At 59.4% G+C, this 15368-nt stretch carries 12 protein-coding genes; all 12 read right to left on the reverse strand.

The genetic code is table 11. The features are described from left to right. Positions 1 to 1179, reverse strand: coding sequence for an MFS transporter (locus tag J1W56_RS13160; protein WP_223613732.1), 1179 nt, complete (start codon positions 1177 to 1179; stop codon positions 1 to 3). 38 nt (positions 1180 to 1217) lie between these two features. Continuing rightward, positions 1218 to 2000, reverse strand: coding sequence for a DeoR/GlpR family DNA-binding transcription regulator (locus J1W56_RS13165; protein WP_223613733.1), 783 nt, complete (start codon positions 1998 to 2000; stop codon positions 1218 to 1220). Between the two features lie 232 nt (positions 2001 to 2232). Next, positions 2233 to 5688 carry a pyruvate carboxylase gene (gene pyc / locus J1W56_RS13170; RefSeq protein ID WP_223613734.1) on the reverse strand — a complete coding sequence of 1152 codons (3456 nt, stop codon included), beginning with the start codon at positions 5686 to 5688 and terminating at the stop codon, positions 2233 to 2235. 170 nt (positions 5689 to 5858) lie between these two features. Further along, positions 5859 to 6974, reverse strand: coding sequence for a branched-chain amino acid ABC transporter substrate-binding protein (locus J1W56_RS13175; protein ID WP_223613735.1), 1116 nt, complete (start codon positions 6972 to 6974; stop codon positions 5859 to 5861). A gap of 127 nt (positions 6975 to 7101) precedes the next feature. Continuing rightward, complete coding sequence (locus J1W56_RS13180) at positions 7102 to 7455, reverse strand: DUF6867 family protein (protein WP_223613736.1); 354 nt, start codon at positions 7453 to 7455, stop codon at positions 7102 to 7104. A 62-nt stretch (positions 7456 to 7517) separates the two neighbouring features. Then, a complete protein-coding gene (locus tag J1W56_RS13185; protein WP_223613737.1) occupies positions 7518 to 8267 on the reverse strand; it encodes an ABC transporter ATP-binding protein in 750 nt (249 codons plus the stop codon). Beyond that, positions 8267 to 9541: an ATP-binding cassette domain-containing protein gene (locus J1W56_RS13190; RefSeq protein ID WP_223613738.1), complete on the reverse strand. Its 1275-nt coding sequence runs from the start codon at positions 9539 to 9541 to the stop codon at positions 8267 to 8269. Before J1W56_RS13190 ends, J1W56_RS13185 begins: the two co-directional genes overlap by 1 nt. Continuing rightward, a complete protein-coding gene (gene livM, locus J1W56_RS13195; protein WP_223613739.1) occupies positions 9541 to 10965 on the reverse strand; it encodes a high-affinity branched-chain amino acid ABC transporter permease LivM in 1425 nt (474 codons plus the stop codon). Before livM ends, J1W56_RS13190 begins: the two co-directional genes overlap by 1 nt. Positions 10966 to 10969: 4 nt before the next feature. Next, the gene (locus tag J1W56_RS13200) at positions 10970 to 11878 is read right to left on the reverse strand and encodes a branched-chain amino acid ABC transporter permease (protein ID WP_105734358.1); all 909 of its coding nucleotides are present in this window, start codon (positions 11876 to 11878) and stop codon (positions 10970 to 10972) included. Between the two features lie 269 nt (positions 11879 to 12147). Further along, complete coding sequence (locus J1W56_RS13205) at positions 12148 to 13149, reverse strand: 4-hydroxyproline epimerase (RefSeq protein ID WP_223613740.1); 1002 nt, start codon at positions 13147 to 13149, stop codon at positions 12148 to 12150. A 13-nt stretch (positions 13150 to 13162) separates the two neighbouring features. Then, complete coding sequence (locus J1W56_RS13210) at positions 13163 to 14416, reverse strand: NAD(P)/FAD-dependent oxidoreductase (RefSeq protein WP_223613741.1); 1254 nt, start codon at positions 14414 to 14416, stop codon at positions 13163 to 13165. Between the two features lie 9 nt (positions 14417 to 14425). Beyond that, positions 14426 to 15319: a dihydrodipicolinate synthase family protein gene (locus J1W56_RS13215; RefSeq protein ID WP_223613742.1), complete on the reverse strand. Its 894-nt coding sequence runs from the start codon at positions 15317 to 15319 to the stop codon at positions 14426 to 14428. Between the last annotated feature and the right edge of the window lie 49 nt (positions 15320 to 15368).

The following is a 15368-nucleotide window of genomic DNA, read 5'->3' on the forward strand; positions in this document are numbered from 1 at the left end:
TCAGGTGCCCGGGTTTTCGTTGCGGTCGGCGCTGGCTGCAAGATTGGCCATCAGGAAGACCACGACGAGCAGGCAGGCCAGCACCATATAGACCGGGCCGAACCCCGTGCGCCCGCCGACAAAGCCGATTGCCGATGGCGCGACCAGAATGCCGGAATAGCCCATCAGCGTGACGAGGCTGAGGGCGACGCCCGAAGACGTTCCCTTCTGGTTGCCGGCAGCCGAGAAGGCGATGGGCACCATATTGGCAATGCCCAGCCCCGCAAACGCAAAGGCCAGAATGGCGATCCAGGGGCTTGGCGCAAGGCTTGCAACCAGCATGCCCGATGCACCAATGAGCGCGGAAATGCGCAATGTCTTCACCGCACCGAAGCGGTTGCGCACGCCGTCGCCGAGAAAGCGCATGACGGACATCGTTCCCGAAAATGCGGCGAAGGCAAATCCGGCCGTGGCAATATCGGCACCGCGCTCCTGCTTGAGGTAGAGAGCCGCCCAGTCGAGAACCGACCCTTCCGGAACCATGGAGAAAAGCGCCATGATGCCGATGAGGTAAATCAGCGGGTTGGTCGGGAAAGCCAGCTTGCCCTTTTTCTCGTGCACCACCGGCGCATCTTCAGTGATCATGTAGCGGAACGCGGCCAGCCCCAGAACAACCGCAATGGCTGTGACCACCGCCGCGTGAACCAGATGGCCCTGTGCTTCGATCAGCAGGCCGCCAAGGGCGCCGCCGGCGAAGCCGCCAAGGCTCCAGAACCCGTGTGAGGATGACATGACAGCGCGCGACAGTTTTTTCTCCACCTCGACGGCATTGGCGTTCATGGCCACATCCATGCCGCCGATGACGGCACCGAAGAGGAAAAGCGCGGGCGCCGCGATGTAAACATTCGGAGCCAGCGCCACCAGCAAAAGGGAAAAGCTGCAGAAGACGGCAAAGCCCTTGACCACCGCGCGCGACCCGTACCGGCCGATGAGGTAACCGCACCACGGCATCGCCGCCAGGGCGCCAAGGCCAAACACCAGGATCATCAGGCCGAGCGTGAACTCGCTGATGTGCAGGCGCGTCATGAAGACGGGGATCTGCGGCGCCCAGCTGCCGATCAGAAATCCATTGAAAAAGAAAGCGCTGGCAACTGCCCAGCGGCCATAGACGGCTTTCTTCCTGTAGAGGGAGGCATCCATAGTTTTATCACCAGCTTGAATTTCGGACAGGATGGACATCACGCACCGCGTCTGTCGGCGATGACGACTTCGACACCCACGCCGCGAATCCGCTCAACAATCGACGGGTCGGCGGTTCTGTCAGTAATCAGCGTCGATATGGCCGAGATGGGCGCAATGGCAAAGGGCGCCTGCTTCAGCAGCTTTTCAGCCGTGGCTAGCAGCATCACTTCATTGCTCGCCTTGCTCATGGCCAGTTTCAGATGCGCGTCCTCGTAGTTCTCGGCGCGCAGTGTCAGGCTCTCGTCGATAGCGCAGGCGCCGAGCACACAGTAGTCAACATGCATGAGCTGCACTTCGGCAAGCGGCGACTGCCCGATGACGCTGCGGGTGAAACGATTCAGCGTGCCGCCAAGAAGGATAACCTCGCACAGGGGATGGTCGAGAGCGGCCGAGGCAATATCCGGCGAGCTGGTGATGATGCGCATCTGCATGTTGACCGGCAGGGCGCGCACAAACTCAAGCACGGTCGTGCTCGAATCGAGAAGCATGGTGGAATTCGGGGCAATTCGTTCAGCGGCAACTGCGGCAACCGCCTTCTTCCCGGCCGTTTCATCCTTGGCGCGCTGCTGAAAGCTGCGAAAGCTCGAACTGCTGCGCGCTGCACCGCCATGGAAGCGCTGGACAAGCCCTGCTTCAGATAATTCGCGCAAATCCCGGCGTATGGAATCTTCCGAAACACCGAATTCCGTCGCAACGGCATTCGCCAGGACGCGGCCGGATTCATTGACCCGTTTGAGGATCATGCTCTTCCGCTCTTCCGGCGACAGGTCTTTGGTCATTGTGGAATACCCTGCACATGCGCGCTCACATCCCGCATCGGCTGCGGAACTCAACGACCCGACCATACTTCGCATATGCGCACTATTCAATGCCTGTTTATGCCGATATGCGCACATATCGGCATAAATGTGTTACATCGGGTGATGGGCGGCAGCACACATCCATCTCGTCGTGCCCCAAGATTGAGCTCAGGGGCACGACGCGGCCGGCTCTATGCGGATCGGATGGCGCTTACTCGTAGACGGCGAGCAGATCCTTGGCATCGATCTGGTCACCGGCGCGCACCAGAATTTCAGCCAGCGTCCCGTCCCGTTCGGCACGCAGGGCCGTTTCCATCTTCATCGCCTCGATGGAGAGGAGCACGTCACCCGCATTGACCTTCTGGCCAACCGAGACGCCGACCGTGGACACAATGCCCGGCATCGGCGCACCGACATGCTTGTCATTGCCAAGCTCTGCCTTGCGGCGGACGCCGACGCTGCCCGCACGGGTGCGGTCAGGCACCTTCACGCGGCGCGGCTGACCGTTCATTTCGAAGAACACGGTGACCATGCCCTTCTCATCCGGTTCACCCACTGCCTGATTGCGTACAACCAGGGTTTTGCCACGCTCGATATCGAGGAAGACTTCCTCTTCCTGCGCCAGCCCGTAGAAATAGACATGCGTCGGCAGGACACTGGTCGGACCGTAAGTGCCGTGCGTCACGGCAAAATCGGTGAACACTTTTGGATACATCAGATAGGACGCAAATTCCTGGTCGCTGACCTTGCGCTCCAGCTTTTCCTCAATGTCCTTGCGCTCGGCCACGAGATCGGCCGGTGCCAGCAGTGAGCCCGGCCGCTCGGTGAATGGCTTTTCTGCTTTCAGGATCTTCTTCTGGATATCTTTGGGCCAGCCCTTCGGCGGTTGGCCGAGATCGCCGCGCATCATCGAAACCACCGAATCCGGGAAGGAAATATCCTTGTCCGGGTTCTTCACGTCGGCGACGGACAAATCCTGACTGACCATCATCAGCGCCATATCGCCCACGACCTTGGATGACGGGGTGACCTTGACGATATCCCCGAACATCTGGTTGACGTCGGCATAGGCCTGCGCCACTTCGTGCCAGCGCGTTTCAAGGCCGAGCGAGCGCGCCTGTTCCTTCAGGTTGGTGAACTGGCCGCCTGGCATTTCGTGCAGATAGACTTCCGATGCCGGTCCCTTCAGATCGCTTTCGAATGCCGCATATTGGGTGCGGACCGCCTCCCAGTAGAACGAGATGCGGCGGATCCATTCCGGATCAAGCCCGGGATCGCGCTCCGTGCCCTTGAGGGCTTCGACGATCGAACCGAGACAGGGCTGCGAGGTATTGCCGGACAGGGCATCCATGGCGGCATCGACCACATCGACTCCCGCATCCACGGCGGCAAGTACGGTTGCCGCTGAAATGCCCGACGTGTCATGCGTGTGGAAATGCAGCGGCAGGTCGGTCGCCTCGCGCAGTGCCTTGAACAGCACCTTGGCAGCGCCCGGCTTGAGCAGCCCGGCCATGTCCTTGACCGCGATGATATGCGCGCCGGCCTTTTCCACTTCCTGCGCCAGATCGACATAATATTTCAGGTCGTATTTCGGCCGGGCGGAATTCAGGATATCGCCGGTGTAGCAGATGGCGGCTTCACACAGCTTGTCCTCCTCCAGCACCGCATCCATGGTGACGCGCATGTTCTCGACCCAGTTGAGACTGTCGAACACGCGGAACACATCGACGCCGTTGCGGGCGGCCTGCTGCACGAAATACTTGACCACATTGTCAGGATAGCTCTTGTAGCCCACACCGTTGGCGCCGCGCAGCAGCATCTGCAACAGGATGTTCGGTGCCGCTTCGCGCACGTCTGCAAGCCGCTCCCATGGATCTTCCGTCAGGAAGCGCATGGCCACGTCGAACGTCGCGCCGCCCCAGCACTCCAGCGAGAACAGCTGCGGCAAGGCGCGTGCATAGGTACCGGCGACCCGGGCGATATCGAAGGTGCGCATCCGCGTTGCGAGCAGGGACTGATGGCCGTCGCGCATGGTGGTATCGGTGAACAGGGCGCGCTTTTCATTGCGCATCCATTCGGCAAACTTCTTCGGCCCCAACTGATCCAGCAGCTGCTTGGTGCCATCCGGGATCGGTGTCTCAATGAACGGCACCCGCGGCAGCGCCGCTTCGGCCGGTGGCGTGGCACGGCCCTTGGTTTCCGGATGGCCATTGACGGTAACATCGGCCAGATAGGTCAGAAGCTTGGTGGCGCGATCCTGGCGCTTCACCTGTGCGAACAGCTCCGGCGTCGTGTCGATGAACTTCGTCGTGTAGCTGTTATCGGCGAACTTCGGATGGGTGATGATGGCTTCAAGGAAGGTCAGGTTGGTGGCAACACCGCGGATGCGGAACTCGCGCAAGGCGCGGTGCATACGCTGGATCGTCTCGTCGGCGGTCGGCGACCACGCCGTGATCTTTTCCAGAAGCGGATCGTAATAGCGGGTGATGACAGCGCCCGAATAGGCGGTACCGCCGTCCAGCCGGATGCCGAAACCGGTTGCGCCGCGATAGGCGGTGATACGGCCGTAATCCGGAATGAAGTTCTGTTCGGGATCTTCCGTGGTGATGCGGCACTGCAACGCGTGGCCGTTCAGCCTGATGTCCTTTTGCGCGGGAACGCCGGATTCCGGCGTTCCGATCGTTGCGCCTTCCAGAATGCGGATCTGCGCCTTGACGATATCGATGCCGGTGACTTCCTCGGTCACCGTGTGTTCCACCTGAATACGTGGATTGACCTCGATGAAATAGAACTGGTTTGTGTCGGCATCCATCAGGAATTCGATGGTGCCCGCACCGATATAAGCTGTTTTCGCGGCAATCTTCAGGCCGTAATCGGCAATCTCCTTGCGCTGCGCCTCGTTGAGGTAAGGTGCCGGCGCGCGCTCAACAACCTTCTGGTTGCGGCGCTGGATCGAACAATCGCGCTCGAACAGATGCACCGCATTGCCGTGCGTATCGCCAAGAATCTGCACCTCGACGTGGCGCGCGCGCTGCACCAGCTTTTCAAGGTAGACTTCATCCTTGCCGAAGGCGGCCTTGGCCTCGCGCTTGCCCTCGGTGACCTCACGGGCAATATCATCCGGCGAGAAGATGGCGCGCATGCCGCGCCCGCCGCCACCCCAGGATGCCTTCAGCATGACGGGGTAGCCGATCGTCTCGGCGAGCTTCTTCACCTCGTCCATGTCGTCGGGCAGCGGGTCGGTTGCCGGCACGACCGGAACGCCGATCTCAATGGCGAGATTGCGGGCAGCAACCTTGTTGCCGAGGCGGCGCATGGTTTCCGGCTTCGGCCCGATGAAGATAATTCCGGCTTCACCGCAGGCCTCGGCAAATTCCGGGCTTTCGGACAAGAGGCCATAGCCCGGATGGATGGCGTCAGCGCCCGACAGCTTTGCCACCCGGATGATTTCCTCGATCGACAGATAGCTTTCGATCGGCCCCATGTCTTTGGCCAGATGCGGCCCGCGCCCAACCTGATAGGACTCATCCGCCTTGAAACGGTGCAGCGCCAGCTTGTCTTCCTCCGCCCATATCGCCACGGTTTTCATGCCAAGCTCGTTGGCGGCGCGGAAAACACGGATGGCGATTTCTGATCGATTGGCGACGAGGATCTTCTTGATAGGCAAGGCGAAAACTCCGAAATCTCATAGAGGCAATATGAGTGGTAAAACCCTATTGGCGGGGTGATTGCTGCACTGCAAACAATGCATATTGATCACAAGACGGTGAAATGTCCAACGGCAAAATGCCCGGCATGAGAGCCGGGCATTTCGCATGAGATAGCAAGCGGAAAGGCTTACTGCTGGATGTAGGTGTACTTGCCGTCCTTGTCCTTCTTCCATTCGTACATGACGTAGCCTGGAAGCTTCGGATCGCCCTTTTCGTCAAAGGAGATATCGCCGAGAACCGACTTGAACGGGCCTTTTCCCTTCAGAGCCTTGGCAACGGTTTCAGGATCGTTCGACTTAGCAGCGGTTGCTGCTTCGACGATGGCCTGCACGGCGGCATAGGCGTAGAGGGTGTAGGCTTCCGGCTCAAAACCGGCCTTGCGGAACTTCTCGACCAGTTCCTTGTTGGCCGGGTTGTTGCGCGGATCGGGACCGAACGTGTTGAGCGTACCGACCACGGCGTCGCCGGCAATCGCTGCGAGCTCGTTGGTAACGATGCCGTCGCCGGAGATGAACTTGACCTTCAGGCCCTGATCAGCCAGCTGGCGGATGATCAGACCAGCTTCGGTATGCAGACCACCCCAATAAAGGACGGTAACGCCGGCCTGCTTTGCCTTGGCGATCAGTGCGGAGAAGTCCTTGTCGCCAACGTTGACGCCTTCATAAAGAACAGGCTTCAAGCCCTTTGCTTCGATCGTCTTCTTGGTTTCATCGGCAAGACCCTGACCATAAGGCGTCTTGTCATGGATGACCGCGATCTTTGCATCCTTGTAATGCTCGGCGATATAGGCACCGGCAATGGCACCCTGCTGGTCATCGCGACCGCATGTGCGGAATGTGTTCCACAGGCCGCGTTCGGTGAACACAGGGTTTGTCGCGGCTGGTGTTACTTCAACAATGCCGTTTTCCGCATAGACTTCGGATGCCGGAATGGATACGCCGGAATTGAAGTGACCGACAACGAACTTCACGCCATCGGCAACGAACTTGTTGGCAACCGAAACGCCCTGCTTGGCGTCGGAAACGTCATCGCCCAGAACGAATTTGATCTTTTCGCCATTCACGCCGCCAGCCGCATTGACCACCTCTGCGGCCGCTTCGGCACCCTTCTGGATCTGCGCGCCGTAAGCGGCATTGGGGCCGGTCAACGGAGCACCAATACCGACCAGAAGATCAGCATAGGCGTGACCGCCCAAAGCGAGCATTGCTGCAACAGCAACACCCGAGAACAGTGACTTCTTCATTTGAAAACTCCCATTTTCTAGGTACTTACGAAACCCCTAACGATGAAATCTTCCCATCGCTTGAAGACCACATTTGCCGATTTTCCGGCGGTTGTCACGCTGATTCATTTCGCGTCAGCGAGATTGCTTAGGCCCCTTTTCTTTCCTTGAACGAGAAGGGGGAAACTTTTTCATAGAGCCAGTGATATTGCTGAACCATCTGGTTTGTCCGGGTGTAGCGATAGCCCAATGTACCGATGATGATCAGCACGATCGTGTCGACGATGTAGTAGTGCAGCGTCACCATCGTTCCCTCAAACAGGGCGAAGTGGATGAAGCGGACGCCGATGCCGAGAAGCAGCATGTAGAAGATCAGGATTGTATGGGAACGCCATGTCTTGGCGCAGGCGCGGCCCGCCATCCATGCGGCCCAGCCACCCATGACGCAGGTTACCAGCACAAACAGCCAGAATGAGGGTTCTTCGTACAAAATGCCTTGCATGGCAGTATTCCCCTTGCAGCACCGGATTTTCCAGACCCGCTGGAAAGCCGGTCCTATTTTTGTCAGTGACGCCCGCCCTCGAGATAGGCGGCGCGCACTTCCGGATTGGCGAGAAGATCCTTGCTCGATCCGCTCATCGTCACGATACCATTGACCATCACATAGCCGCGATCCGCCAGTTTCAGCGCGCCAAAGGCATTCTGTTCAACCAGAAACACCGTCAGGCCCGTGGACTTGTTCAGTTCCTTGATCGCCTCGAAAATGTGCTTGATGATCAACGGAGCAAGACCCAGCGACGGCTCGTCCAGAAGCAGCAGGCGCGGACGCGCCATCAATGCGCGGCCGATGGCCAGCATTTGCTGCTCACCGCCCGACAGGGTACCGCCGCGCTGGTTGATGCGTTCCTTCAGGCGCGGAAACAGGTCGAAAACCTTGCGCACGTCCTCGTCATAAAACTCCAGATTGTCGAGGCTGGCACCCATCTGCAGGTTTTCCTGCACAGTCATGCGCGGGAATATGCGGCGGCCTTCCGGCGACTGGGCGATGCGCAGGCGCGCGATCTCATGGGTCGGCAATTGCGTGATGTCCTGGCCGGCAAACATCACCCGGCCCTTGCGGGCCCGAGGCATGCCGAAAATGGTCATCATCAGCGTCGACTTGCCGGCGCCGTTGGCACCGATCAGCGTGACGATTTCACCGGCGTCCGCATGGACGCTGACACCGCTGAGCGCGCGGATATTGCCGTAATAGGTTTCAACGTTCTCGACGCTGAGAAGGGCCCCTGTCCTCGGAAGAGTTTGTGTTTCCGACATCACTTAGCCCCTCCGGTCTTCTTCGCAGCCGGCTTGCCCTGGCTCTCTTTCGCCAGCTTTTTGGCCTGGCCGATCCAGTCTTCGCGCGCGATGCGCCCGTCAAACGCCAGATAGGCTTCGGCGGCGATCACATCGGCCTTCTTCCAGGCCGCGATCTGGTCGAAATGGAAAATGCCATGTTCGTTGAGCCTGCGCTCGTTGACCGGGCCAATCCCCTTGATCAGGGTCAGATTGTCGGGCGTGCCGCCGCGCGGTGCGGCGAGCGCATTGGCGGTTGCTCCCGCCTTGATTGCCGGACCGGCGGGCTTTGCCGCGGCTTCGGCGGTTGCAGCAGCGGGCGCTTCCGGGTGCGTCTCCGTGATTTCCTGGATGGCCTCCGTGGACAAGAGATCAACGGCCGCCGTGATATCATCAGCGCCGGTCGCCGCTGCGTGCTCGATCAGCTCGACCACCTCTTCGTCCTCGACACCGAGATAGGCGGCAATGACCTTCGGGTCATTCTTCACGCTCGCCGGCGTTCCGTCGGAAATCTTCGTGCCGTATTCCAGAACAACGACGTGATCCGAGATTTCCATCACCACGGACATGTCATGCTCGATCAGGATGATCGAGGTCCCGGTTTCATCGCGGATGCTGAGCAGCAGCTGGTTCAGCTCCGCCGATTCACGCGCGTTGAGACCAGCGGCGGGTTCGTCCAGGCAGAGAAGCTCCGGATCGGTGCACATGGCACGGGCGATCTCGAGACGCCGCTGCGCGCCATAGGGCAGATCGCCTGCCGGATCGTCGGCGCGGTCGATGAGGTTGATCTTCTGCAGCCAGAAACGGGCTTTCTCGATCGCGTCGGCGGCAGCCTTCTTGTAGGTGGGAAAGCCGAGAAGACCGAGGATCGTATAACCCGACGACAGCATCAGGGGATTATGCTGGGCGACCAGCAGGTTCTCCAGAACGGTCAGCCCCGAGAACAGCCGGATGTTCTGGAACGTGCGTGCCACTTTCGCCTTCTTGGTGATGACGAAGTCGGCCATGCGCTCCAGAAGATATTCCTCGCCATTCTGCCGGGTCATGGTCAGCATGCCTTCGGTCGGCTTGTAAAATCCGGTGATGCAATTGAACACCGTGGTCTTGCCTGCACCGTTCGGGCCGATCAGGGCGGTGATGTCCCCGCGCTTGGCTTCGAAGTTCAGGTCGTTGATGGCGATAAGCCCGCCAAACTTCATCGAGAGATGTTCAACGCGCAGCACGGCGCTGGGATTGTTACGCACTTCCGAAACCATCAGCCGTGCCCTTCTTTCGTAAACTCGCTGGAGATCATCTTGCGCTCGTGCAGGAAGGCACTCGGTTCCCGGTTACCGACAAATCCGCGCGGCTTCCACACCATGACGACAATCATGGCCAGACCGAACAGCAGCATACGATAGAGTTCCGGCGTAAAATCGTTGCCGAAGATCAGCTTGAGGAATTCCAGTTCGCGCAGGAGTTCCGTGCCGCCGATCATCACCGCCGCCGCGATGGCGATACCGATGAGCGATCCCATGCCGCCGAGCACGACGATGGCAAGAATGATCGCCGATTCGAGGAACACGAAGGATTCAGGACTGACGAACCCCTGGCGGGCAGCGAAGAACGATCCGGCAAACCCGCCGAACATCGCGCCGGTGGCAAAAGCCGTCAGCTTGGTGGTCGTCGTGTTGATGCCGAGGGACCGGCAGGCGATCTCGTCCTCGCGCAACGCCTCCCAGGCACGGCCAATCGGCATGCGGCGCAAGCGGATCGTCACCCAGGCGGTCAGGAGAGCAAGGAACAGAATGAGATAATAGAGGAAAATCTTGTAGTAGACGCCGGAGTTCGGCAGGCCGAACATGGCAGCAAAACCGGTGGGGCCCGGCGTGAAGGGAATGCCGAACAGGGTGGCCTTGGCAATGCCGGAGATACCGAATGTGCCCTTGGTCACAACGGTCCAGTTGATCAGCACAAGACGGATGATCTCACCAAAGGCCAGCGTGACGATGGCAAGATAGTCACCCCGCAGCCGCAGCACCGGAAAGCCGAGCACAATGCCCCACGTGGCGGCAAAGATACCGGCCATCGGCAGGAGCAGCCAGAAGGACAGGCCGAAATGCGCGGAGAGCAGGGCGTAGGAGTAGGCGCCAACCGCATAGAAGGCGACATACCCAAGATCGAGCAGGCCAGCGAGACCCACGACGATGTTCAGACCCCATGCCAGCATGACGTAGATCAGGATCTGGATACCGAAATTGTCGACATATTTGAGCGAGCCCTGCACGCCGCTCTGGAACGACCATTGTCCGGTCACCGCGAACTGGATCAGCGCCAGGATCAGGATGACGACGAAGGGGTAGGTGAAAAGCAGGGCAAGGCCAAACCGCGACACCGTTGCCTTCAGCGACCGCCGGTCGATCTTGGCAGCGGCTGGCACCTTGCTTTTGGCCAGCTTCGCCTGCTCCCGTGAGGGCGTGATGAACGCTGCGAAGATGAAGCGCCCAATGGCAGCCACGGCCACGAAGATCGCCAGCAAGCCCCAGCGCTGGGCGAGAACCAGTTCATTGTTGATGTTCTGGTCGGTGCGGAAACCAATGACAAGGAAGAACAGGCCGAACGCGATGATTCCGGTAATCACCGCTTCCCTGGCGGCTTTCACGTAGACGGAATCCTGTCCTGAAGATTGGATATCAGCCATAAGCTCAGACCTTTTCGACTTCGGGCCGACCAAGAATGCCGGAGGGCAGGAAGATCAGGACGATTGCGAGGATCGAAAATGCAGCCACATCCTTGTAATCGATGGAGAAATAGGCAGACCACAGCGCTTCGATCAGCCCGATCAGCAGGCCGCCGACCACCGCACCGGGCAATGAGCCGATACCGCCGAGCACCGCGGCCGTGAACGCCTTGACGCCGGGTGTGAAACCATCGGTGAAGGAGATGACACCGTAGAACATGAGGTAGAGCGTTCCGGCGACCGCAGCGAGCATGGCGCCCATGACGAAGGTCATGGAAATCGTCTTGTCCACGTCGATACCGAGGAGTGCGGCCATCTTGCGGTCCTGCTCGCAGGAACGCTGGGCCCGCCCGAGCGTGGTCCGGTTGACCAGATACCAGAATGCGGCAAGCAGGATCGCGGTGACGATAACGATCACCATCTGCTTGTAGGCGATGGTGATGCCCGTGCCGTAGATTGTCACACCGCCATTGACGAGCGGCGGGATCGGCTTGTTGCGCGGGCCCTGTGTGACCTGCACGAAATTGGACAGCGCGATCGACATGCCGATCGCCGTGATCAACGGCGCGAGGCGGAACGATCCGCGTAGCGGCCGGTAGGCAAGACGCTCGATTGTCCAGCTCCACAACCCTGTCAGCAGCATGGCGACAAGCATCATAAGGAGCAGCGCCAGCACAACAGGCACACCGCCGATAAACGTGGTTAAAGCAAGAAAAACGATCATCGCCATGAACGCGCCAAGCATGAAAACATCGCCATGGGCGAAGTTGATCATGCCGATGATCCCGTAGACCATCGTATAGCCGATTGCGATCAGTCCGTAGATTGAACCGAGTGTCAGACCGTTGATCGATTGCTGGATGAAGTACTCCATCGCAACGATACCCCTCATTTTCATTGGGAAGTTTCTTATCCGGTTTTTTTATCCGGTTCCCGTTTACCCCAACCTCTTTACACGTAACGTCTGCGTTAAAGAAAGCAACAGCTTTTTTAGCACAAACAGCGGCATCACATTTGCTTGCATACTCCGTGCGAAATTTTTCACCAAATTTTCGTCATTTGTTGACGAAATTTACAGCAAATGCCTCTGATTTAACCGAATTACCTATCCCCGCCTTATTGTCGGAACGAGCCTGGTGAGGCTCACTTGACCACAAAGCCGTGAGCGAAGGGATCGCGATCATCGATAAAGATCGTGCTGTAACCGGTCATCCGCGCCCACCCCGCGACCGAGGGTATTATTGCATCGCGATCGCCGACATGGGTGGCCGATTCCACCCGGCCATGAAACAGCGAGCCGATGATCGATTCATGCACGAAGTCGTCTCCAGGCTTCAATTTTCCCTTTGCCGTCAGTTGCGCCATGCGGGCTGATGTACCCGTGCCGCAGGGGGAGCGGTCAATCGCCTTGTCACCGTAGAACACGGCATTGCGCGCATGCGCTTCCGGCTTGGTCGGCGCCCCGGTCCACAGGATGTGGCTGAGTGTGTTGATATCGGGCTTTTCCGGGTGCTGGAACGTATATCGCTCGTTCAGACGCTCGCGCAAAACCGGGCTCCAGCCGATAAGATCGAGCGCCCGGTAATCCGCCATATCCCGGAAGTTTTTCTGCGGATCGACGATTGCATAGAAATTGCCGCCATAGGCAACATCCACATGCAGTGTCCCGAGATCCGGACATTCCACTTCGAGCCCTTCCGCATAGAGAAAGGCCGGAACGTTGGTGATACGCACGCTGGTGACATACTGGCCTTCCTGCGTGTATTCGGCGACCACCAGACCGGCCGGGGTATCCAGCCTCAATATGCCCGGTGTCTTCGGGGTAATCAGGCCGTGTTCAATCGCCATCGTCACCGTGCCGATGGTGCCGTGGCCGCACATGGGCAGACAGCCCGACGTCTCGATGAACAGCACCGCCACATCGCAATCCTCGCGGGTTGGCGGATAGAGAATGGAACCGGACATCATGTCGTGGCCGCGCGGCTCGAACATCAGACCGGTGCGGATCCAGTCGAATTCGCGCAGGAAATGCGCCCGCTTTTCCATCATGGTCGAGCCGGTGAGGTTTGGCCCTCCCCCTGCCACGAGACGTACCGGGTTACCACAGGTGTGACCGTCGACACAGAAGAAGGAATGACGCGCCATGATGTACAGGGTCCTAAAAGCGTTGCGGATTAAAGGGATCGATCGGGATCGACGGCCGCCGGCCTTCGATGAGATCGCAGATCAGTCGTCCCGTGGCGGCGGACTGGGTCAATCCCAGATGCCCGTGGCCAAAGGCATAAAGAACATTTTTGCTTTGCCTGGAATAGCCGATAACCGGCAGGGAATCGGGCATCGACGGACGATATCCCATCCATTGCCTCCCGCCGGATACATCGAGATCCGGCAGGAAAGCCTTGGCTTTCTGCAGCATGACGTCCGAGCGCTTGTAATTAGGGGGCAAGTCGAGACCGCCCAGTTCGACGGCTCCGCCGACGCGCACGCCGGTTTCGAGCGGCGTTACGACGAATCCGTGACCGGAGAAAATCAACTGGCGTTTCAGATCAAAGGCCCCGACAGGCAATGTGGTGTTGTAGCCGCGCTCCGTCTCCAGCGGAATATGGTCTCCGAGATGCCGCGCCAGCCGGTGTGACCAGGCTCCGGCCGCAATGATGAGCTTGCCTGTTTCGACCGTCCGCCCATCGGCAAGCGTGACTGTACCACCCGTATCGTTCGCGCCGACGGAAACGACGTCTGCGCGCTCGAAGCGGGCGCCCAGTTTTTCCGCATGGGCCCACAGCCCTTTGCCGACATGTTTGGGATCACTGACTGTCTTCCATCCCGGAACGAACGTTCCGGCGACAAAGCGCCGTGCCAGACCCGGCTGGCATGCGGCCAGTGCTTCGCCGCGCAAATGTTCGAAGGCGATGCCCGCCCTCTCCCGTGCCGCCCAGCCGGGCAGACAGAGATTGAGCTCGTGTTCGCTCTCGTAAAGCTCAAGCGAACCATCCTCGCGCACCATGTGGCGGATACCGACGCGCTGCATCAGATCCAGCATTTCCGGCTCGGCGAGGCGCATCATCGCGCCCTGCGCCACCGTGGTGTGCTCCAGCACGTCCGGCCGGCTGGCGCGCCAGAACCGGTAGAGCCATGGCGCCAGCCTGGGAAGGTAGGACGGCCGGATGGTGAACGGCCCGAGCGGGTCCATCAGCCAGCCCGGAACCTTGGCCATGACCCCTTTCGAGGCCATCGGCAATATGTCGGAAAAAGCCAGGGCCCCGGCATTGCCGGAGCTCGTCCCTTCGCAGATGCCCTGGTGATCGATCACCAGAACCTTGCGCCCGGCTTCGCCCAGAAAAGCCGCGATGGCGACGCCGATGATACCGGCGCCGACAATGACAACATCATGCTTTTCCGGAGCGGCGCTCATGGCGCAGCCTCAGAGAACAGGCAGCTTCGGCCGCGATGCCATGGCATCCCTGACGATCGTGTCGACAGCCGCCCGGCGCGCACCGCGCAAAGGCTGGCGCGGCAGACGCACGCGATCATTGGTTCCGATTTCATGGACTTCCGCCAGTTTGATGTTCTGCACAAGATAGGTGGAGACATCGAGGTCAAGCAAGGGGCGGAACCAGCGATAGATATCCAGTGCCTCGGCATAGCGGCCGGCACCGATGAGCTTGTAGATCGCAACGGTCTCTTTCGGGAAGGCCGTGACCAGCCCGGCGACCCAACCGATGGCGCCTGCTGTCAGCGCTTCGAAAGCAAGGTTGTCGACGCCGGTGAAGAGGTCGTAACGCTTGCCGAACGTATTGATGATATCGGTGGTGCGGCGCACGTCGTCGGAGGATTCCTTGATCGCAACGAAGTGCTTGTCGGACGCAAGTTCCGCCAGGATTTCGCTGGTCACATCGACGCGATAGGCAATGCGGTTCGAATAGATCATCACGGGCAGATCGCCGGCAGCTGCAACGGCCTTCAAGGTGGTGACCGTTTCTTCCGGGTCCGTATGATAGATCGGGCTTGGAACCAGCATGAGGCCGTCGGCACCGGCCTTGGCCGCCTGCTTGGCAAGCGCGGCGCCATCGCGGGTTGCCGCTTCATTGATGGTGAGAAGCACCGGCTTGCCCTTGGCAACACCCTGCGCCGTTTTCAGCACCGCGAGTTTTTCCTCGTGGCTCAGCATCGGGCCTTCGCCGAGCGAACCTGCAACAATCAAACCATCGCAACCCGCATCCATCAGGAGCGAGAAGCAACGTTCCATTTCCTTGTGATCGAGTTTATCATCTTCAGTGAATTTGGTTGTAACCGCAGGGAAAACGCCTGACCACATGTCTCTTCTCCTTCTTGATATATCAGAAATATATCTATAGGACGTGTGG

This window comes from Phyllobacterium calauticae (genome assembly GCF_019991125.1).
GTDB classification, from domain to species: Bacteria; Pseudomonadota; Alphaproteobacteria; order Rhizobiales; family Rhizobiaceae; genus Phyllobacterium; species Phyllobacterium calauticae.

Bases quoted from the DNA above. Each gene is read 5' to 3' on its own strand.
- J1W56_RS13160 (WP_223613732.1), bottom strand. From the start codon at position 1,179: ATGGATGCCTCCCTCTACAGGAAGAAAGCCGTCTATGGCCGCTGGGCA.
- J1W56_RS13165 (WP_223613733.1), bottom strand. From the start codon at position 2,000: ATGACCAAAGACCTGTCGCCGGAAGAGCGGAAGAGCATGATCCTCAAA.
- J1W56_RS13175 (WP_223613735.1), bottom strand. From the start codon at position 6,974: ATGAAGAAGTCACTGTTCTCGGGTGTTGCTGTTGCAGCAATGCTCGCT.
- J1W56_RS13180 (WP_223613736.1), bottom strand. From the start codon at position 7,455: ATGCAAGGCATTTTGTACGAAGAACCCTCATTCTGGCTGTTTGTGCTG.
- J1W56_RS13185 (WP_223613737.1), bottom strand. From the start codon at position 8,267: ATGTCGGAAACACAAACTCTTCCGAGGACAGGGGCCCTTCTCAGCGTC.
- J1W56_RS13190 (WP_223613738.1), bottom strand. From the start codon at position 9,541: ATGGTTTCGGAAGTGCGTAACAATCCCAGCGCCGTGCTGCGCGTTGAA.
- livM (WP_223613739.1), bottom strand. From the start codon at position 10,965: ATGGCTGATATCCAATCTTCAGGACAGGATTCCGTCTACGTGAAAGCC.
- J1W56_RS13200 (WP_105734358.1), bottom strand. From the start codon at position 11,878: ATGGAGTACTTCATCCAGCAATCGATCAACGGTCTGACACTCGGTTCA.
- J1W56_RS13205 (WP_223613740.1), bottom strand. From the start codon at position 13,149: ATGGCGCGTCATTCCTTCTTCTGTGTCGACGGTCACACCTGTGGTAAC.
- J1W56_RS13210 (WP_223613741.1), bottom strand. From the start codon at position 14,416: ATGAGCGCCGCTCCGGAAAAGCATGATGTTGTCATTGTCGGCGCCGGT.
- J1W56_RS13215 (WP_223613742.1), bottom strand. From the start codon at position 15,319: ATGTGGTCAGGCGTTTTCCCTGCGGTTACAACCAAATTCACTGAAGAT.